Origin of the sequence: Pseudomonas sp. ADAK13, from assembly GCF_012935715.1 — a bacterium.
Lineage (GTDB): Bacteria > Pseudomonadota > Gammaproteobacteria > Pseudomonadales > Pseudomonadaceae > Aquipseudomonas.
In genome coordinates this window covers 3,223,149-3,239,596 of the sequence record NZ_CP052860.1, presented here as the reverse complement: position 1 = coordinate 3,239,596, position 16,448 = coordinate 3,223,149, and the positions used below count along the sequence as shown (strand labels likewise).

The 16,448-nt window shown below is 60.7% G+C and carries 22 protein-coding genes; 12 read left to right on the top strand and 10 right to left on the bottom strand.

What is annotated here, in order from left to right; translation table 11 throughout:
- Window positions 1–492: 492 nt before the first annotated feature.
- From HKK54_RS14950 to HKK54_RS14935, 4 genes are all read right to left on the bottom strand, one after another.
- Window positions 493–1,395: an alpha/beta fold hydrolase gene (locus HKK54_RS14950; protein WP_010176976.1), complete on the bottom strand. Its 903-nt coding sequence runs from the start codon at window positions 1,393–1,395 to the stop codon at window positions 493–495.
- Window positions 1,395–2,177, bottom strand: a complete 783-nt coding sequence (locus tag HKK54_RS14945; protein WP_169387113.1) for a class II aldolase/adducin family protein — start codon at window positions 2,175–2,177, stop codon at window positions 1,395–1,397. The genes HKK54_RS14950 and HKK54_RS14945 overlap by 1 nt, the downstream gene beginning before the upstream one ends.
- Before the next feature lie 165 nt (window positions 2,178–2,342).
- Window positions 2,343–3,029, bottom strand: coding sequence for an LrgB family protein (locus HKK54_RS14940; RefSeq protein ID WP_010176978.1), 687 nt, complete (start codon window positions 3,027–3,029; stop codon window positions 2,343–2,345).
- On the bottom strand, window positions 3,019–3,405 hold the full coding sequence (locus HKK54_RS14935; protein ID WP_010176979.1) for a CidA/LrgA family protein: 387 nt from the start codon (window positions 3,403–3,405) through the stop codon (window positions 3,019–3,021). The genes HKK54_RS14940 and HKK54_RS14935 overlap by 11 nt, the downstream gene beginning before the upstream one ends.
- A gap of 99 nt (window positions 3,406–3,504) precedes the next feature.
- Here HKK54_RS14935 and HKK54_RS14930 point away from each other — a divergent pair, with 99 nt between their 5' ends.
- Window positions 3,505–4,401, top strand: coding sequence for a LysR family transcriptional regulator (locus tag HKK54_RS14930; protein WP_010176980.1), 897 nt, complete (start codon window positions 3,505–3,507; stop codon window positions 4,399–4,401).
- On the opposite strand, the gene HKK54_RS14925 is transcribed toward HKK54_RS14930, so the two are convergent.
- Window positions 4,382–4,837, bottom strand: coding sequence for a flavodoxin (locus HKK54_RS14925; RefSeq protein ID WP_003208486.1), 456 nt, complete (start codon window positions 4,835–4,837; stop codon window positions 4,382–4,384). The two genes, HKK54_RS14930 and HKK54_RS14925, sit on opposite strands and share 20 nt — an antisense overlap.
- Window positions 4,838–4,950: 113 nt before the next feature.
- On the opposite strand from HKK54_RS14925, the gene HKK54_RS14920 reads away from it, so the two are divergent.
- Both HKK54_RS14920 and HKK54_RS14915 read left to right on the top strand, forming a co-directional pair.
- Window positions 4,951–5,418 (top strand): PAS domain-containing protein, encoded by a 468-nt coding sequence (locus tag HKK54_RS14920; protein ID WP_010176982.1) that lies wholly within the window; start codon window positions 4,951–4,953, stop codon window positions 5,416–5,418.
- Window positions 5,419–5,476: 58 nt separating this feature from the next.
- Window positions 5,477–6,082, top strand: a complete 606-nt coding sequence (locus tag HKK54_RS14915; RefSeq protein ID WP_010176983.1) for a hypothetical protein — start codon at window positions 5,477–5,479, stop codon at window positions 6,080–6,082.
- 2 nt (window positions 6,083–6,084) lie between these two features.
- Here the strand turns inward: HKK54_RS14915 and HKK54_RS14910 are convergent, their stop codons facing one another.
- Entirely contained in the window at window positions 6,085–7,041 is a 957-nt protein-coding gene (locus tag HKK54_RS14910; protein WP_029616184.1) for a MerR family transcriptional regulator, read from the bottom strand.
- A 215-nt stretch (window positions 7,042–7,256) separates the two neighbouring features.
- On the opposite strand from HKK54_RS14910, the gene HKK54_RS14905 reads away from it, so the two are divergent.
- From HKK54_RS14905 to HKK54_RS14880, 6 genes are read left to right on the top strand one after another with little or no spacing between them, the layout of a single operon-like run.
- Window positions 7,257–7,817, top strand: coding sequence for an antibiotic biosynthesis monooxygenase (locus tag HKK54_RS14905; protein ID WP_010176986.1), 561 nt, complete (start codon window positions 7,257–7,259; stop codon window positions 7,815–7,817).
- A gap of 57 nt (window positions 7,818–7,874) precedes the next feature.
- Window positions 7,875–8,585, top strand: coding sequence for a dihydromonapterin reductase (gene folM / locus HKK54_RS14900; protein WP_010176987.1), 711 nt, complete (start codon window positions 7,875–7,877; stop codon window positions 8,583–8,585).
- Window positions 8,586–8,605: 20 nt separating this feature from the next.
- Window positions 8,606–9,166, top strand: a complete 561-nt coding sequence (gene folE / locus HKK54_RS14895; RefSeq protein ID WP_010176988.1) for a GTP cyclohydrolase I FolE — start codon at window positions 8,606–8,608, stop codon at window positions 9,164–9,166.
- A 2-nt stretch (window positions 9,167–9,168) separates the two neighbouring features.
- Complete coding sequence (gene folX, locus HKK54_RS14890; RefSeq protein WP_010176989.1) at window positions 9,169–9,540, top strand: dihydroneopterin triphosphate 2'-epimerase; 372 nt, start codon at window positions 9,169–9,171, stop codon at window positions 9,538–9,540.
- Between the two features lie 25 nt (window positions 9,541–9,565).
- Complete coding sequence (locus tag HKK54_RS14885; protein WP_010176990.1) at window positions 9,566–9,862, top strand: DUF1244 domain-containing protein; 297 nt, start codon at window positions 9,566–9,568, stop codon at window positions 9,860–9,862.
- Entirely contained in the window at window positions 9,855–10,193 is a 339-nt protein-coding gene (locus HKK54_RS14880) for a HopJ type III effector protein (protein ID WP_169387112.1), read from the top strand. The genes HKK54_RS14885 and HKK54_RS14880 overlap by 8 nt, the downstream gene beginning before the upstream one ends.
- Window positions 10,194–10,379: 186 nt before the next feature.
- On the opposite strand, the gene trxB is transcribed toward HKK54_RS14880, so the two are convergent.
- Complete coding sequence (trxB, locus tag HKK54_RS14875; protein WP_010176992.1) at window positions 10,380–11,342, bottom strand: thioredoxin-disulfide reductase; 963 nt, start codon at window positions 11,340–11,342, stop codon at window positions 10,380–10,382.
- 293 nt (window positions 11,343–11,635) lie between these two features.
- Between trxB and cysZ the strand changes: the two genes are divergently transcribed.
- Window positions 11,636–12,391, top strand: a complete 756-nt coding sequence (gene cysZ, locus HKK54_RS14870; RefSeq protein WP_010176994.1) for a sulfate transporter CysZ — start codon at window positions 11,636–11,638, stop codon at window positions 12,389–12,391.
- A 64-nt stretch (window positions 12,392–12,455) separates the two neighbouring features.
- Complete coding sequence (locus HKK54_RS14865) at window positions 12,456–13,658, top strand: glycosyltransferase family 4 protein (RefSeq protein ID WP_169387111.1); 1,203 nt, start codon at window positions 12,456–12,458, stop codon at window positions 13,656–13,658.
- Here the strand turns inward: HKK54_RS14865 and HKK54_RS14860 are convergent.
- From HKK54_RS14860 to HKK54_RS14850, 3 genes are all read right to left on the bottom strand, one after another.
- A complete protein-coding gene (locus HKK54_RS14860) occupies window positions 13,627–14,730 on the bottom strand; it encodes an NADH:flavin oxidoreductase (RefSeq protein WP_010176996.1) in 1,104 nt (367 codons plus the stop codon). The two genes, HKK54_RS14865 and HKK54_RS14860, sit on opposite strands and share 32 nt — an antisense overlap.
- A gap of 285 nt (window positions 14,731–15,015) precedes the next feature.
- A complete protein-coding gene (locus HKK54_RS14855; protein ID WP_010176997.1) occupies window positions 15,016–15,498 on the bottom strand; it encodes a glutathione peroxidase in 483 nt (160 codons plus the stop codon).
- Between the two features lie 135 nt (window positions 15,499–15,633).
- Window positions 15,634–16,119: an FKBP-type peptidyl-prolyl cis-trans isomerase gene (locus tag HKK54_RS14850; RefSeq protein ID WP_003208457.1), complete on the bottom strand. Its 486-nt coding sequence runs from the start codon at window positions 16,117–16,119 to the stop codon at window positions 15,634–15,636.
- On the opposite strand from HKK54_RS14850, the gene HKK54_RS14845 reads away from it, so the two are divergent.
- A complete protein-coding gene (locus HKK54_RS14845) occupies window positions 16,088–16,426 on the top strand; it encodes a DUF3565 domain-containing protein (RefSeq protein WP_003208456.1) in 339 nt (112 codons plus the stop codon). The two genes, HKK54_RS14850 and HKK54_RS14845, sit on opposite strands and share 32 nt — an antisense overlap.
- Window positions 16,427–16,448: the final 22 nt, after the last annotated feature.

Below are 16,448 nucleotides of genomic sequence, written 5' to 3'. Positions count from 1 at the left end.
AAGCTACAGCGGGCACGGTCCAACTGTAGGAGCTGGCTTGCCTGCGATGGCCTCGCCTCGGTGCATCTGAAAAACCGAGGTGTCTGCATCGCAGGCAAGCCAGCTCCCACAGAAAAGCAGAGCTGCATCAGTTTCAGATTTGGCTTTCGCTTTTGATCTGGCTTCTACCACTCAAGCCGGCCTGTAGGCCGCTGTGCTCTTGCTTTTGATCTTGATCTGGCTCTGACTGCCCCACTCAGCCCGAGGCCGAACGCAGGGATTGAGGAGCGGGTAAACCGGCAGGACGCCGGTTTAGCCGCGACGGGGCAGGGACGCCCCGTCGCGGCGGCCCGCGGAGCAATGCCGGAGTGAGGGAACACCGAGCCTAGGCGAGGTGCCGACAGGCGGGGCAGAGCCCTTTGCTTACTTTGGGGCTTTTCCAAAGTGAGTCGCTGTAAGAGCGAAACCATAAGTAGCCGTTACCTAAATAACGGATATGCACTCAAACCAAAATCAAGAATAAGCCACTCGGGAAACCCCTACCCCAAGCCCCTCCCGAAACGCCAAGTAATGCTTCAACACCTGCACCGGCGCCTCAATCTGCGGGTAGTGCCCAATATTCGCCAACACCACCGTATCCGCATGCGGCACCAACTCACGATATCGCTCCACCATATGCCCACCGGAAATCGGATCAACCTCCCCATCAATCACCCGCAACGGCACCTCCCCCCGCTGCATCGCAGCCACCCAGCGATCCCGTTGCTGCCGACGCTGAGGAATGTACGCAATCAACTTGTGCAAAATCCGTGGCCCATCCTGGCTCTCAATCAAACTCCAGAAATCATCCAGCGCACTTTCACTGGGCCGAGTCGCCGGCCCGAAAATTTGCCCAAAACTGTTGGCCAATGCATTACGCCCAAACGTACGCCCGATCATCCAGCCCAACGGGCTCAGCAACAGCTTCTGCACCAACGCCGGACGATGCGTCTCCGGAAACAACCCACCGTTGAGAAACACACCACTGGCCATCTGAAACCGACCTTCGTAATGCCGCGCCAACAACTCCTGCGCAACGCTGTCACCGTAATCATGGGCCAGCACATGCACCGGCTGCTGCACCCAGAGATGCTCAAGCAGCGCCTGCTGCAAATCCGCCTGCTCCAGCAGGCAATAGGTGTGATCCAGCGGCTTGGCCGAATCGCCAAACCCCAGCATGTCGCAGGCAATCACCTGGTAACGTTGGGCCAGCGGCTGCCACAGGTAATGCCAGTCCCAGCTGGCCGTGGGGAACCCATGGATCAGCAGCAACGGCTCGCCCTGCCCCGCCACCCAGTAACGAATGGTGCGGCCGCGGAACTCGAAACTCTGGGCGCGCTGGCGCCAGATACGCAGTGGGATCTCGGCGAGTGGCATCAGCTTTTATACCCGGGGTCGAGTGCATCGAGTTTGCGCAGCAACGCCGGCCATGCCAGCGCGCCGCCCATGCCTTGGGCGCTTTTGGTGACCCCGGCGATCATCGCCCGGGCACCGGCCAGTATCGGTGGAGCGATGCTGATCAATTCGGCGCCACCGCTCTGCGCCATCACCTGGATGTCGCAGGTGCGCTGGAAGATGAACATCATCAGGAAGGTGTCGGCGATGCTGGCGCCACAGGTCAACAGACCGTGGTTGTGCAGCATCAGGAAATTGTTTTGCCCAAGGTCGGCCTGCAAGCGGGCCTTTTCCTCGTGGTTCAGCGCCACCCCTTCGTAGGCGTGATAGGCCAGGCTGGAGAGCACGAACAAGGATTGCTGGCTGATGGGCAGCACGCCCTGCTTCTGCGCGGAAACGGCGATGCCGGAAGCGGTGTGGGTGTGCAGTACGCAGACCACGTCGTGGCGTACTTCGTGGACCGCGCTGTGGATGGTGTAGCCGGCCGGGTTGACCTCGTAGGGGCTGTCCATCAGCTTGTTGCCCGCCTGGTCGACCTTCACCAGGCTGGATGCGGTGATCTCGTGAAACATCAACCCGTAGGGGTTGATCAGGAAATCTTCGGTGCCCGGCACCTTGGCCGAGATGTGGGTGAAAATCAGGTCGTCCCAGCCATGCATCGCTACCAGCCGGTAGCACGCGGCGAGGTCGACGCGGGCCTGCCATTCGGCCGCACTGACCTGATCTTTTACGCTGTGTGTCGATTGAACTGTGGCTAGGCTCACGGCAATGACCTCCTTGGCGCGTTTTATTATTTTTTTAAGTGAAGGGGCAATCCAGGCAGAAGAGGCAGTCTAGTCAGACCTCGAGGCCGCCGTAGTTGCATTGGCAGCCAGCTTGATGACCGAGCGGGTCAGTCCTGAGGATAGTTCGATTTTGTTCTGTGCGTGTCAGAGAAGCGACGCCAATAAAGGCGCGGCAAACAGGTTGAGCAACCCGGTCAGTACCATCACCAGCCCCGCCACAGAGCCTTCCTCGCCGCCCACTTCATGGGCCCGGCTGACGCCCGCGCCATGGGCGCCCACGCCGAATAACGCACCGCGTGCCAACGGCGTGCGCAGCGGCAACCACTTGAGCAGTACTCCGCCGAGCATGGCACCGAACACACCGGTAAACATCACGAACACGGCCGTCAGTTCCGGCACGCCGCCCAGGTCGGAAGACACCGGCATGGCGAACGGCGTGGTGATGGAACGGGGCACCAGCGACATCGTGACCGAACTGTCCAGCGCCAGGGCCCTGGCCAGGCCATAGGAGGTGGCGATAGACGCCACACTGCCCGCCACCATCCCCAGCAACAGGGCAGACCAATGGCGCATCAACAATTGGCGCTGTTGCCAGATCGGAATGGCAAACGCCACCGTCACCGGGCCCAGCACCAGCATCAGCCAGTGGGTGTCGGTGGAGTATTCGGCGTAGGCGGTTTTCATCGGCACGGCCACCGCCAGCAACAGTGCCGGGACCAGAATCAGCGGTGACAGCAGGTAACGCCCGGTGCGCCGATAGATCCAGCGGCTGAAGCCGTAGGCCCCCAGGGTCAGCGCCAACCAGAACATCGGCATCAGCTCAAGCTTCATGGCGCAGCTTCCAGCGGCACACGAATTCCACGGTAAAGGCCGTCACCAGCATCACCGACAAGGTGCTGAAGCCGATCACCAGCATGATCCGCCAACCGTCATGGCGCACCAGGCCGCCGTAGTCCAGGAGGCTCATCAATGCAGGAATAAAGAACAGCAGCATCTCCGCCATCAGCACGCCGGCGCCCAGTTGCAGGGCCGCCGGTTTCACCAGGCCAGTGGCGAAGGTCAGCAACAACAAGCCCAGGCCGACCACACCGCCAGGAATAGGCCAGCTCAGCCAGGCCGCCAATTGGCACCCCAGGAAGTAAATGGCCAGCAGGACGATCAGTTCAGCCAGCAACCGACCGACGAGTTTGAAGGTGAAACGTTTCATGAGCTTTGGGTCCTCGCAGGGCTCCCATTTTAAAGAGGCCCCTGGCATCCCCACAGCGAATTGTTAGACTGCAAGCTATTCCAAACTGGAATCAGGTCGATGGAATTTAAACAGCTGCGCAGCTTTGTCGAAGTCATCCACCGGGGCGGTTTTACCCAGGCCGGCAAAACCCTGCACATCAGCCAGTCCGCCGTGAGCAAGCAGGTGGCCCAACTGGAGCAAAGCCTGGGCACGCCGCTGCTGGATCGCCTGGGTTCGCAGATTCGCCTGACGGCTGCCGGGCAGGTGGTGTTGCAGCGGGCAGAGGCGATGCTGCGCCAGCAAGCCGAGTTGCTCAGTGAGCTGGATGACTTGAATCAGTTGACTCGTGGCGAGCTGCGCATGGGCCTGCCGCAATTGGGCGGCGACACGCTGTTCGCCGGGCTGTTTGCCGAATACCGGCGGCGCTACCCGAACGTCACCATCCAGTTGCTGGAAGGCGGCAGTCGCAACATCGAGCAGGCGATCTTGAGCGGGGAGCTGGAAGTGGGTGGCAGCCTGATGCCCAGTGACCCGGCATTCGCCTGGCAAGCCTTCTGCGATGAGCCGCTCGACGCCCTGCTGCCGATGGACCATCCGCTGGCCGAGAACGCGCAGATCCGCCTGGAGGAATTGGCTGACACGCCGTTCCTGATGTACCAACGCAGTTTTGTGTTGAACGACCGCCTGCTACAGGCCTGTCAGCAACTGGGGTTCACCCCGAAGGAAAGCGGGCGCAGCGGCCAAGCAGATTTTCTCGCGGCCCTGGTGGCCGCCGGCCAAGGCGTGGTGTTGTTGCCCAGCGTGGTGGCCCGGGGCCTGGTGCGGCCCGGGGTGGTGCGCCTCACGCTCAAGGCGCCGGAATACCTGCGCTGGGACATTGCCTTTATCTGGCGTGAGGGCGCCTATCTGTCGAAAGCCGCCCAGGCCTGGCTGGCATTGCTACGCGAATTCCCGGTCAACCGCGCAGTGCAGTGACCAACTCGGCCAGCCACGGTTCGGCGTCGGCTTCCGGGGTCACGCTTTCGCTGGCGTCCAGGCGCAGCATCGGCAGCACTTCATGTACGCCCAACTCCGCAAACAGCTCGCGCATTTGCTCGCCGCCGCCGCAGAAAGTGTCGCCATAGCTGGCGTCGCCCAGGCCGATCACCGCGCCAGGCAGCCCGCGCCAGGCGGCCGGCAGTTGGTCGCGAATGGTCGAATACAGCGGCTGCAGGTTGTCGGGCAGTTCGCCCATGCCGGTGGTGGAGGTCACGGCCAAAAAGGCTTCAGGGGCAAAGCCCTGTACGTCGGCGAGGGTTGCACGCGGGTTGTGCCAGGCGTCGAAGCCGGCCGCGTTGAGGATGCTGGCAGCGTGACGGGCGACTTCTTCAGCGGTGCCGTAAACCGAGCCGGAAAGGATGGCGACTTTCATCAATCTGATCCTGTAGCTGACTAAAAGCCTGGGATATTAACAGCTGGGGCAAGTGGACAGGCGGCCGGCATGTCTTAAACTGCAAACTCCAACAATAAGCCATGGACCGCTCAATGATTAACGCCAAGCTGATGCAACTGGTGATCAACGCTTCCAACGACGGCATCGTGGTTGCCGAGCGCGAAGGCAAGGACAAGCCACTGATCTACGTAAACCCGGCCTTCGAACGGCTGACCGGCTACACCCTCGACGAAATCCTCTACCAGGACTGCCGCTTCCTGCAATCGGGTGACCGTGACCAGCCGGGGCTGATGGCGATTCGCGAAGCCCTGGACAGCGGCGGCGCCTGCCGGGAAATCCTGCGCAACTACCGCAAGGACGGCACGCATTTCTGGAACGAGCTGTCGTTATCGACGGTTTATAACCAGGCCGACAAGCAGACCTATTTCGTCGGCGTGCAAAAAGACGTGACGGTACAGGTCAAGGCTCAGCAGCGTGTGGCGCAATTGGAAGGCCAATTGGCAGACCTCAGGGCGGAGCTTGCAGCACTCAAGGCGACGAGCGGATCTAACAAAAACTAGAAAACGCGGTCTTTAGAGAGATAATGGCGTTTTAATACCTCTCCCTTGAGCAAGATCAATGCAACGCGACGCGCTTTTGACGCAGGACGAGCTGGATTTTATTCAGACCATGCACCATAACCCGCAGCTCAACGTGCGGGATGCGTCGTCGAGCCTGACGGTCAACGGCGGTGCGCAGATTCGTGATCTGCTCACCCGCTTGGCCGCCCATGACCATGTCACCCTCCAGGCACAATTCGACAACCAGCAAATGACCTTTCCGCTGCAATTGGTGGAAGACGAGTTTCATGCCGTGCATTTGCGGCTGGGTGTACCGAGCATTTTCGAAGACGGGCCGATGATTCGACCGTGGCGCCTGGCGCTTGAAGAGCCGGTCGCGCTGGAAAATATCAAAGGGCAGCCCGGAGCACTGTGGGTGCATGAGGTGTCGTTCAAGGGGTTGCTGGTGGAAATCCGCGGGCGGATCAAGGCCCCAAAAACCTTTTCCCTGTGGTTCAGCCCTTCCGGCTACGAGCGCATCTCGGTGCGCGGCACCCTGGAACGGGAAAATGCCCGAGGGTTGTTCGCCTACCGTTTAAGCCAGAGTGATGTGGATGAAACCGAGCGCCTGCGCCAGTTTATCCTGCAGCAACACCGCTTGTTTCACCCCGAAGTCCACGCCTGAAGTCAGGTATCCAGGCTGCCGCGCAGAAACTGCTGCAGGCGGCGCTGCATCAGTCGGCCTTCGTTGCCCAGGCAACCGACGGTCGACCCCCTCAATTGCTCCTGCGCCAACTCCGCCGCATCGCCCGCCAGCAAGAGCGGGCAATCCAGGGTCAAGGCCAGCCGCTCAAGGCGCCGGGGCAATTCCTGGGTAGGCGAGTGGTTGGAGAACACCACGAGGGCCTGTGGTCTGGTTTTTTCGCAGATCAGTGTCAATTCATCCATCGGCTGCCCCACGGCCAGGACCTTGACCGCCAAGTCGTCACCGCTCATCAGCAGGCCTGCGACAAGCAACTCCAGCTCTCGGCATTCCCCGGCGATGGCCGCCAGCAACACCCGCGGTGCGGCTGAGGCACAGCCTGTCTGCAGGCGCTTCCAGGTGCGGCTGCGCAGGAAGCCATCAAAAAACAGCCATTCACTGGCTTGGCCAAAAAGCCCCTGGTGCCGCAACAGCTGCTGCCAGAGAGGCATCAGGATGTCCTGGAAAACCACCGAGACTGGATAGGCCGCGAAAATCTGGCCATACAACCGGTCCAGCTGCCGGTCGTCGAAGGCTCCGACGGCCGTTCGCAATTGCTGCTGCCACTGATTCCATTCATGTTCAGCGCCTGTCGGCACAGCGGCAGCCACTTCCACTGGCTGATCATCACGGGCCAGGATTTTCCCGACCTTGCTCACCGCAACGCCACGCTCGATCCAGTCAAGAATGCGATGAACGGTCTCGATATCGGTGCGCGAATACAGGCGGTGCCCACTTTCGGTGCGAACCGGCTGGATCAGCCCGTAACGACGCTCCCACGCACGCAGCGTGACCGGGTTGATGCCTGTCAATCTTGCCACTTCGCGAATCGGAAACAGTTCATCGGAATCAGCGGGGTTGCCAAGCGCCATATCAGGAGAGGGAGCAGTCATTACGGACATCTGGGCACTGAATCATCGATGAGAAGTTGGATCCCATTTAACGCCCATACAGCTGTCTGTTTCAAGTTCTGCGGCGAGCCGACCAATGCCGCTGGCGTATTTTTTCAAAACAGGAATAATCCTTGCCTGTTTTTTCAACGTGGCTGCTTACCCCGCAGCTTCGTTCGTGCGCCCCCTACCCGGCCCGGCGCACCTGATCCTTATGGAGATACACAATGTCTACCTCCCCTGTCACCCTGATGGTTGCGCGCCGCGTGGCCAAGGGTCGTTATGAAGAGTTGATGGCCTGGCTGCGCGAAGGCGAGCAATTGGCCACAGACTTCCCCGGTTACCTGGGCTCCGGCGTGCTTGCACCGCCGCCCAACGATGATGAATTCCAGATTATTTTCCGCTTCGCCGACGAAAAGACCCTGCATGCGTGGGAGTTTTCCGCATCCCGTGGTGCATGGCTCGGTCGTGGCAGCGAACTGTTTGCCGCGCCGTCGGAACATCGCGTACGCGGCATAGACGGCTGGTTTGGCGCCGCCGCCGCACGACCACCGCGCTGGAAGCAGGCCGTGGCCATCTGGCTGGCATTTTTCCCGGTGTCGCTGCTGTTCAATTTCGGCCTTGAGCCGCTGCTCAGCGAGCTGGGTTTGTTGAGCCGCGTGCTGGTCAGCACCCTGGCGCTCACACCGCTGATGGTTTACTTCTTTATCCCGTTGTCGACCCACCTGCTGGCCGGCTGGTTGCATCCGGCTCCGGCCCGGGTAAAGGCCACCGAAGCCACCGCTTGAGTACAAGGGAGGCCGCTCGCTGGTATAGTTTTAGCCTGCCAGCGACCCGAGCCTCCCATGTCTTCCACTCCCGCCCCGATCCTGATCACCGGTGCCGGCCAGCGTGTCGGCCTGCATTGCGCCCTGCGCCTGCTGGACGAAGGGCAGCCGGTGATTTTCAGCTACCGCAGCGACCGTCCCGGCGTGCAGACCTTGCGCGAGCGCGGCGCGATTGGCGTGTTTGCCGATTTTTCTTCCGAGGCCGGCATTCTCGGCTTCATCGACGAACTGCAAAAGCACACCCAAAGCCTGCGGGCGATCATCCATAATGCCTCGGCCTGGGAAGCGGAAACGCCCGGCGACGAGAGCCGCGCCTTTGCCGACATGTTCAGCGTGCACATGCTTGCGCCGTACCTGATCAACCTGCATTGTGCGCACTTGCTGCAACGCTCCACGCCTGCGGATATCGTGCACATCAGTGACGACGTGACCCGAAAGGGCAGCCGCCAGCACATTGCCTACTGCGCCACCAAGGCCGGGCTCGACAGCCTGACCTTGTCGTTTGCCGCGCAGCTTGCACCGGATATCAAGGTGAACGGCATTGCCCCGGCGATGGTGATGTTCAACGAGGGCGACGACGCGGCCTACCGCGCCAAGGTCCTGGCCAAGGCGGCACTGGGCATCGAACCCGGCCCCGAGGTGATTTACCAGAGCGTGCGTTACCTGCTGGATAACCCTTATGTCACCGGTACCACCCTGACCGTCAACGGCGGGCGGCATATCAAGTAAGCCGTTTGCGAGGATGTTGTATGACTTTATCCCTGCCCCACCACTACCGCGAGATTCTCAAGGGCCTGGGTGAAGACCCGGAGCGCGAAGGGTTGCTCGACACACCAAAGCGGGCCGCCAAGGCCATGCAGTACCTGTGTCATGGCTACGAGCAGAACCTGGAAGAAATCGTCAACGGTGCGCTGTTTGCCTCCGACAACGACGAGATGGTGATCCTCAAGGACATCGAGTTGTATTCGCTGTGCGAGCATCACCTGCTGCCCTTTATCGGCAAAGCCCATGTGGCCTATATTCCGACCGGCAAGGTGCTCGGCCTGTCGAAGCTGGCGCGTATCGTCGACATGTTCGCCCGGCGCCTGCAGATCCAGGAAAACCTCACGCGGGAAATCGCCGACGCCATCCAGACCGTGACCCAGGCCGCCGGCGTGGCCGTGGTGATCGAAGCCAGGCACATGTGCATGATGATGCGCGGTGTCGAAAAACAGAATTCAACCATGAACACCTCGGTGATGCTCGGCGCCTTCCGCGAGTCGAACACCACGCGCATGGAGTTCCTGCAACTGATTGGACGGAGCAAGTAGCAATGCCACAACTTCAGCCAGGCATGGCGCGCATCCGGGTCAAAGACCTGTGCCTGCGCACGTTTATCGGGATCAACGAGGATGAAATCCTCAACAAGCAGGATGTGTTGATCAACCTGACCATCCTGTATGCCGCCCAGGAAGCCGTACGCGACAACGACATCGACCACGCGCTGAACTACCGCACCATCACCAAGGCCATCATCGCTCATGTGGAAGGCAACCGCTTTGCCCTGCTGGAGCGCCTGACCCAGGAAATCCTCGACCTGGTGATGGGCAATGCGTCGGTGCTGTACGCCGAAGTCGAAGTCGATAAACCCCATGCGTTGCGTTTTGCCGAATCGGTGTCGATCACCCTTGCGGCGAGCCGCTAACCCTATTGAATCCGTAGTGAGCCCCATGACTGATCAACAACGCCTCGAACTCGAAGCCGCCGCCTTCCGCCGGCTGGTGGCACACCTGGACAGCCGCAAGGATGTGCAGAACATCGACCTGATGAACCTCTCGGGCTTCTGCCGCAACTGCTTGTCCAAGTGGTACAAGGCCGAGGCCGACGAGCGCCAGATCGAGCTCAGCCTCGATGACGCCCGTGAAGTGGTGTACGGCATGCCGTACGCCGAGTGGAAAGCCCAATACCAGCAAGAAGCCAGTGCCGAACAGCAAGCGGCATTCGCCAAAGGAAAAAAACATGACTGACCTGAACACCCTGCGCGCCAGCCTCAACAGCGGCGAACACGTCTTCGCCGACACCCTGGCCTTTGTTGCCGCCGGTTATGACTACCAGCCACAAGCCTTCACCAACGGCAGCGTGGAAAACGCCGCCGGGCAGAACGAAGGTTCGTGCAAGACCCTCGGCCTGGCGTTGCTGGAAGGCTTGAATGACCAGGAAGCGCTGTTGGCGTTCGGTGAGCATTACCGTTCGGTGCAGGCCACGCCTGAGGGCAGTGACCACGGCAATATTCGTGCGCTGATTGAGCATGGGTTGGCGGGTGTGAAGTTCACTCGGCAGCCACTGACCCGCCGCTGATTCAATTGGATAACCCGGTTTAATGTGGGAGCTGGCTTGCCTGCGATAGCGGTGTGTCAGCCAACGCCGCTATCGCAGGCAAGCCAGCTCCCACAGTGATTGGGTTAACACTTCTGGACTGCGGTGCGGCATACATCGCGCGCATAAAAAAACCGGCCTCGCAGCCGGTTTTTTTGTTTCTACGGTTTAGAACGCAGCGTCCTTCAAACCGTCGAGGTAACGCTCGGCATCCAGTGCCGCCATGCAGCCAGCGCCGGCGGAGGTGATCGCCTGACGGTACACGTGGTCAGCCACGTCACCGGCAGCGAAGATGCCTTCGATGTTGGTGGCCGTCGCGTTGCCTTCACGGCCGCCCTGCACGATCAGGTAGCCGTCTTTGGCATCCAGCACGCCTTCGAACAACGAGGTGTTCGGGGTGTGGCCGATGGCGATGAACACGCCGTCGACTTTCAGCTCGTCGAAGCTGCCGTCGTTGTTTTTCAGGCGAGCACCGGTCACGCCCATGTTGTCGCCCAGGACTTCATCCAGGGTGGCGTTGAGCTTGAGGATGATCTTGCCTTCGGCCACGCGGGCATGCAGCTTGTCGATCAGGATCTTCTCGGCGCGGAAAGTCTCGCGGCGGTGAACCAGGGTCACGGTGCTGGCGATGTTGGCCAGGTACAGCGCCTCTTCCACGGCGGTGTTGCCGCCACCGACCACAGCCACCGGCTTGTTGCGGTAGAAGAAACCGTCGCAGGTCGCGCAGGCAGAAACGCCCTTGCCCATGAACGCTTCTTCCGACGGCAGGCCCAGGTAACGAGCGCTGGCGCCGGTGGCGATGATCAGCGCGTCACAGGTGTACACGCCGCTGTCGCCGGTCAGGCTGTAAGGCTTCTTGGAGAAGTCGACCTTGTTGATGTGATCAAACACGATTTCGGTTTCGAAACGCTCGGCGTGTTCTTTCATGCGTTCCATCAGCACCGGGCCGGTCAGGCCGTGGACGTCGCCCGGCCAGTTGTCGACTTCGGTGGTGGTGGTCAACTGACCGCCCGCTTGCATGCCGGTGATCAGCAACGGCTTGAGGTTGGCCCGGGCAGCGTAGACGGCAGCGCTGTAACCGGCAGGGCCGGAACCGAGAATAATCACTCGCGAATGACGGGTATCAGACATGACTCACTCCTATCGACCGCCCGGACTACAGAACGGCTGGAATAAAAAAGGACCGCGAAGCACTTGGGGAAGGCTTGAACTCGCAGATCCTGAAAATAATGGGTGCAGCGTATAGAGGGAGGCAAGATTAAGGAAATACGGAATAACAATCCAGCTCATAGGTGGTCTCTATCCCGTGCCCTCTATTAATCGACACCTTTGTTACCGTTAATGTCGTGATGCGGGCCGTGCTTTCCCGGTCTTCGCAAAGCCGGTAAGGTCGGCGCGTTCGCCCCCATTGCCCGGAGTTATCCATGCCCGCCCCCGTTCTTTCAGGCCCACAATACCTGCGCGAAGGCCTCAAACTGGTGCTCAGCCCCGGCCTGCGCCTGTTCGTCCTGCTGCCGCTGGCAATCAATCTGATACTGTTCGTCGGGTTGATCTACTTCGCCGGCCATCAGTTCAGCCTGTGGGTCGACACGCTGATGCCCACCTTGCCGAGCTGGCTGAGCTTCCTCAATTATCTGTTGTGGCCTTTGTTCGTGGTGCTGGTGGTGCTGATGGTGTTTTTCACCTTCACCATGCTTGCCAACATCATTGCCGCGCCGTTCAACGGCTTTCTGTCGGAAAAGGTCGAAGTCGTGGTACGCGGCACCGATGATTTCCCGGCGTTCAGCTGGGCTGAGTTGGCGGCCATGGTGCCGCGTACCCTGGCCCGGGAAATGCGCAAGCTGGGCTACTTCCTGCCCCGGGCCATCGGCCTGTTTATCCTGTCGTTCATTCCGGTGGTCAACCTGGTGGCTGCGCCGCTGTGGCTGTTGTTTGGCGTGTGGATGATGGCGATCCAGTACATCGACTACCCGGCCGACAACCACAAGCTGGGCTGGAACGAAATGCTCGCCTGGCTGCGCCAGAAGCGCTGGCAGAGTATGAGCTTTGGCGGGATCGTCTACCTGGTGTTGCTGGTGCCGGTGGTCAACCTGCTGATGATGCCGGCAGCGGTGGCCGGGGCCACGCTGTTCTGGGTGCGTGAACAGGGCGCCGAGGCGATGCTCGTTAAAAAGCCCTGAGCCGTCACAAATCCATCATCCAAAAGACACAATGACGACATGGCCCGCGCCGACACTGTGGGTCATGACGACAGCTTCGCTCCACATCACCCTGATCACCGAAACCTTCCCGCCAGAGATCAACGGGGTGGCCAATACCCTTGGCCGCCTGTGTGATGGTTTGCGCGCGCGCGGGCATCAAGTCGAACTGGTTCGCCCGCGCCAGGGCAGCGACCAGAGCCGGCCCAGCGACGACGGCCTGATGCTGTGCCGCGGCTGGCCATTGCCGGGTTATCCGGGGCTGCAATGGGGCCAGTCGTCGATGCACAAGCTGTTGCGGCGCTGGACCCGCCAGCGTCCGGATGTGCTGTATATCGCCACGGAAGGCCCGCTGGGTCTGTCGGCGTTGCGGGCGGCGCGGCGCCTGGGGATCAGCGTGGTGAGTGGCTTTCATACCAACTTCCAGCAGTATTCCAACCAGTACGGCCTGGGCATGCTGAGCCGGGTGCTGACCCACTATCTGCGCTGGTTCCATAACCGCTCCACCCTGACCCTGGTGCCCAGCGCCAGCCAGCGCCTGGAGCTGGAGCGGCGTCATTTCGAGCGTCTGGGCATGCTCGCACGCGGTGTCGACAGCCAGCTGTTTCACCCGGCCAAACGCGACAATGCGTTGCGTGAAAGTTGGGCACTGACCAGTGAGCAAACTGCCGTGCTGCATGTCGGCCGCCTGGCCCAGGAAAAAAACCTCGGGTTACTCAAGCGCTGTTTCGAAACGCTGCAGGAAACCTATCCACTGCGCCAGATGAAACTGATCATCGTCGGTGACGGCCCGCAACGGGCAATGCTGGAGAAGGAACTGCCGGAGGCGATTTTCTGCGGCACCCTGCGCGGCGAAGAACTGGCCAGGCACTATGCGTCCGGGGACCTGTTCCTGTTCCCCAGCCTGACTGAAACCTTCGGCAACGTGGTGCTGGAGGCCATGGCGTCCGGATTGGGTGTGGTGGCGTACGACCAGGCAGCCGCGACCCAGCATATTCGCCATGGCTATAGCGGTGTGCTGGCGATGCCGGGGGATGAGGAGGCGTTTTGCGATGCAGCCAATTGGCTGCTGGAAGAGCGCGAGAGCTTGCGCCGGGTGCGGCTCAATGCCCGGCAACACGCCAGCCGTCAGGGTTGGCCGGCGATTATCGAGCAGTTTGAGCGGCAGTTACGCGGGGTGTGCGAGGACGAGCAACCGGTGCCCGCCCTGTCGCCCCTTACACCAACGTCGTCAACGCCTCACGACTGAACGGCAGGATGTCGCCTTCACGGCCTTCGCGAACCTTCAGCGCCCAATCCGGATCCACCAACAGCGCACGGCCCACGGCGACCAGGTCAAACTCGTCGTTGTTCAGGCGCTCCAGCAGTTTTTCCAGGCTGGCCGGTTGCGCGACCTTATCGGTGTTGACCATGAACTGCAGGAACTCGCCATCCAGGCCGACGCTGCCCACGGTGATGGTCGGTTTGCCAGTGAGCTTGCGGGTCCAGCCGGCCAGGTTGAGTTCGGAGCCGTCGAACTCCGGCTCCCAGAAACGACGGGTGGAGCAGTGGAATATATCCACGCCGGCGTCAGACAACGGCTTGAGGAATTCACCCAGCGCTTCGGGGGTTTGCACCAGGCGCGCGGTGTAGTCCTGCTGCTTCCACTGGGAGAAACGCAGGATGATCGGGAAGTCCGGCCCAACGGCGGCGCGGATGGCCTGGATCAATTCGATGGCAAAACGCGAACGGTTGGCCAGGCTGCCGCCGTATTCGTCGGTGCGCTGGTTGGTGCCTTCCCAGAAGAACTGGTCCACCAGGTAGCCGTGGGCGCCGTGGATTTCCACGCCGTCCATGCCGATGCTCTGGGCATCCTTGGCGGCTTGGGCGAAGGCGGCGATCACGTCCTTGATGTCTTGCACGGTCATGCCGTGGACGACGACGTTGCCGTCCTTGAGTTTTTCGGTGGGGCCGTAGGCCGGCACGCTGGCATCCGGCTCGGTGCCGATGCGCCGTACGCTGCCCACGTGCCACAGTTGCGGGACGATCTTGCCGCCTTCGGCGTGCACCGCGTCGACCACTTTCTTCCAGCCGGCCAGGGCGGCTTCACCGTAGAAATGCGGGACGTTCGGGTAGCCGTTGGAAGCCGGGTGCCCGACCACAGTGCCTTCGGTGATGATCAGGCCTACACCGGCGGCGGCGCGGCGGCGGTAGTACTCGATCACCTTGGAATTAGGTACGCCACCCGGGGAGAACGAACGGGTCATCGGCGCCATGACCACACGGGTCGGCAGTTGCAGTGCGCCGAGCTGGAACGGTTTGAACAAGGCTTGGACAGGCATGGGAGCACTCCATAAGAAAAGGAATTTATGATGTGGATAATATGGAGTGTGCAGCGTGCTGGATAGCACTATTGATTAGGGTGATTAAGGGGTAAAAGCGGGAAGACTTTGGTGACTGGCTTTTGTGGCAAGGGGCTTGTCCCCCGTTAGGCTGCGTAGCGGCCCCAGCAATGCCAAGAGGATAGCCAGATAGAGATCAGTGTCAGGTTTTAGGGCTGCTGCGCAGCCCAACGGGGGACAAGCCCCCTCGCCACAACAAGCTCTCTCACAACAAGAGAGCGTGTATCAGCTCAAGGCTTTTTCGATCGCCTGGATGATGGCAGGGTCATCCGGCGGCGTACGCGGCGAGAAACGCGCCAATACCCGGCCGTCTTTGCCCAGCAGGAATTTTTCAAAGTTCCAGGTGATGTCCCCTGGAAACTCCGCGCCCTCGCCCGCCAGCAACCGATACAGCTGGTGGCGATCGTGGCCATTCACCTCAAGCTTGCTGCCCAGGGGAAAGGTCACGCCATAGTTGAGGCTGCAAAATTCCTGAATTTCTTCTTCGGTGCCCGGTTCCTGCCCGGCAAATTGATTGCACGGCAGCCCCAGTACGGTAAAACCCTGGGCTTTGTATTGCTGATAGAGGTTTTCCAGCGCTGCGTACTGTGGTGTCAAACCACATTTGGAGGCGACGTTGACCACCAGCACGACTTGCCCCTTGAAGGGCGCCAGAGGCAGCTCCTGACCATCCAGGGCTTTGAGTTTAAGGTCGTGGAAAGCACTCATGACGAACTCCAGATATCCCATGTTCTTCGTAACGGCCATTCGAGATTACAGCCGCCAAGTCGGCAAGAATAGCCGCCAAATGAAAAAGGCGCCCGAAGGCGCCTTTTTCCAACTGACAGAGCGTCGCTCAGTCAATTAATGGTGGTGACCACCTTCGCCGTGCACGTGGCCGTGGGCCACTTCTTCCTGGGAAGCGTCACGGATAGCGACGATCTTCACCTGGAAGTTCAGGCGCTGGCCAGCCAGCGGGTGGTTGCCGTCGACGGTCACGTCGTCGCCGTCCAGGTCACGGATGGTGACGATTTGCATCTGGCCGTCCGGAGCGGAAGCGTGGAACTGCATGCCCACTTCCAGCTCGTCGACGCCTTCGAACATGCTGCGGCTCAGGGTGCTGACCAGTTCGGCAGCGTATTCGCCGTAGGCATCTTCAGGTTCTACGGCAACGGTCAGTTCGTCACCGACCTCTTTGCCTTCCAGGGCCTTTTCCAGGCCCGGGATGATGTTACCTGCACCTTGCAGGTAGACCAGCGGCGCGCCGCCGGCAGAACTGTCGATGACCTCACCAGCGTCGTTGGTCAGGGTATAGTCAATGGAGACAGCCTTATTGGCGGCGATCGGCATGGGGCGAGACCTTTTGCAGAAGAATGAAGAACGGACAAGTCTAAACAAGGATTTGCCCGAAAGCGAACACAACCCGGACGGACGGGGTCGAACAACTGACCCGACGGTCGTCGGATTTCACCAGGACGAAGACCGGCACTGGGTCGTCGAGCTTTCCTGCGGCCACACCCAGCACCTGCGCCACCAGCCACCGTGGCAATCCCGGGCCTGGGTCACGGACCCGGCGCAACGCCTTGAAAAAATAGACAAGCCCTTTACGTGCGGCTGGTGTGCGCAAGGCTCAGATAAAGATAACCTTGGCACCTGATTCCCGGTAGGCAGCCAGCCAT

Bases quoted from the DNA above. Each gene is read 5' to 3' on its own strand.
- HKK54_RS14950 (WP_010176976.1), bottom strand. From the start codon at position 1,395: ATGCCACTCGCCGAGATCCCACTGCGTATCTGGCGCCAGCGCGCCCAG.
- HKK54_RS14940 (WP_010176978.1), bottom strand. From the start codon at position 3,029: ATGAAGCTTGAGCTGATGCCGATGTTCTGGTTGGCGCTGACCCTGGGG.
- HKK54_RS14935 (WP_010176979.1), bottom strand. From the start codon at position 3,405: ATGAAACGTTTCACCTTCAAACTCGTCGGTCGGTTGCTGGCTGAACTG.
- HKK54_RS14930 (WP_010176980.1), top strand. From the start codon at position 3,505: ATGGAATTTAAACAGCTGCGCAGCTTTGTCGAAGTCATCCACCGGGGC.
- HKK54_RS14925 (WP_003208486.1), bottom strand. From the start codon at position 4,837: ATGAAAGTCGCCATCCTTTCCGGCTCGGTTTACGGCACCGCTGAAGAA.
- HKK54_RS14920 (WP_010176982.1), top strand. From the start codon at position 4,951: ATGATTAACGCCAAGCTGATGCAACTGGTGATCAACGCTTCCAACGAC.
- HKK54_RS14915 (WP_010176983.1), top strand. From the start codon at position 5,477: ATGCAACGCGACGCGCTTTTGACGCAGGACGAGCTGGATTTTATTCAG.
- HKK54_RS14910 (WP_029616184.1), bottom strand. From the start codon at position 7,041: ATGTCCGTAATGACTGCTCCCTCTCCTGATATGGCGCTTGGCAACCCC.
- HKK54_RS14905 (WP_010176986.1), top strand. From the start codon at position 7,257: ATGTCTACCTCCCCTGTCACCCTGATGGTTGCGCGCCGCGTGGCCAAG.
- folM (WP_010176987.1), top strand. From the start codon at position 7,875: ATGTCTTCCACTCCCGCCCCGATCCTGATCACCGGTGCCGGCCAGCGT.
- folE (WP_010176988.1), top strand. From the start codon at position 8,606: ATGACTTTATCCCTGCCCCACCACTACCGCGAGATTCTCAAGGGCCTG.
- folX (WP_010176989.1), top strand. From the start codon at position 9,169: ATGCCACAACTTCAGCCAGGCATGGCGCGCATCCGGGTCAAAGACCTG.
- HKK54_RS14885 (WP_010176990.1), top strand. From the start codon at position 9,566: ATGACTGATCAACAACGCCTCGAACTCGAAGCCGCCGCCTTCCGCCGG.
- HKK54_RS14880 (WP_169387112.1), top strand. From the start codon at position 9,855: ATGACTGACCTGAACACCCTGCGCGCCAGCCTCAACAGCGGCGAACAC.
- trxB (WP_010176992.1), bottom strand. From the start codon at position 11,342: ATGTCTGATACCCGTCATTCGCGAGTGATTATTCTCGGTTCCGGCCCT.
- cysZ (WP_010176994.1), top strand. From the start codon at position 11,636: ATGCCCGCCCCCGTTCTTTCAGGCCCACAATACCTGCGCGAAGGCCTC.
- HKK54_RS14865 (WP_169387111.1), top strand. From the start codon at position 12,456: ATGACGACAGCTTCGCTCCACATCACCCTGATCACCGAAACCTTCCCG.
- HKK54_RS14860 (WP_010176996.1), bottom strand. From the start codon at position 14,730: ATGCCTGTCCAAGCCTTGTTCAAACCGTTCCAGCTCGGCGCACTGCAA.
- HKK54_RS14855 (WP_010176997.1), bottom strand. From the start codon at position 15,498: ATGAGTGCTTTCCACGACCTTAAACTCAAAGCCCTGGATGGTCAGGAG.
- HKK54_RS14845 (WP_003208456.1), top strand. From the start codon at position 16,088: ATGGAGACAGCCTTATTGGCGGCGATCGGCATGGGGCGAGACCTTTTG.
- HKK54_RS14850 (WP_003208457.1), bottom strand. From the start codon at position 16,119: ATGCCGATCGCCGCCAATAAGGCTGTCTCCATTGACTATACCCTGACC.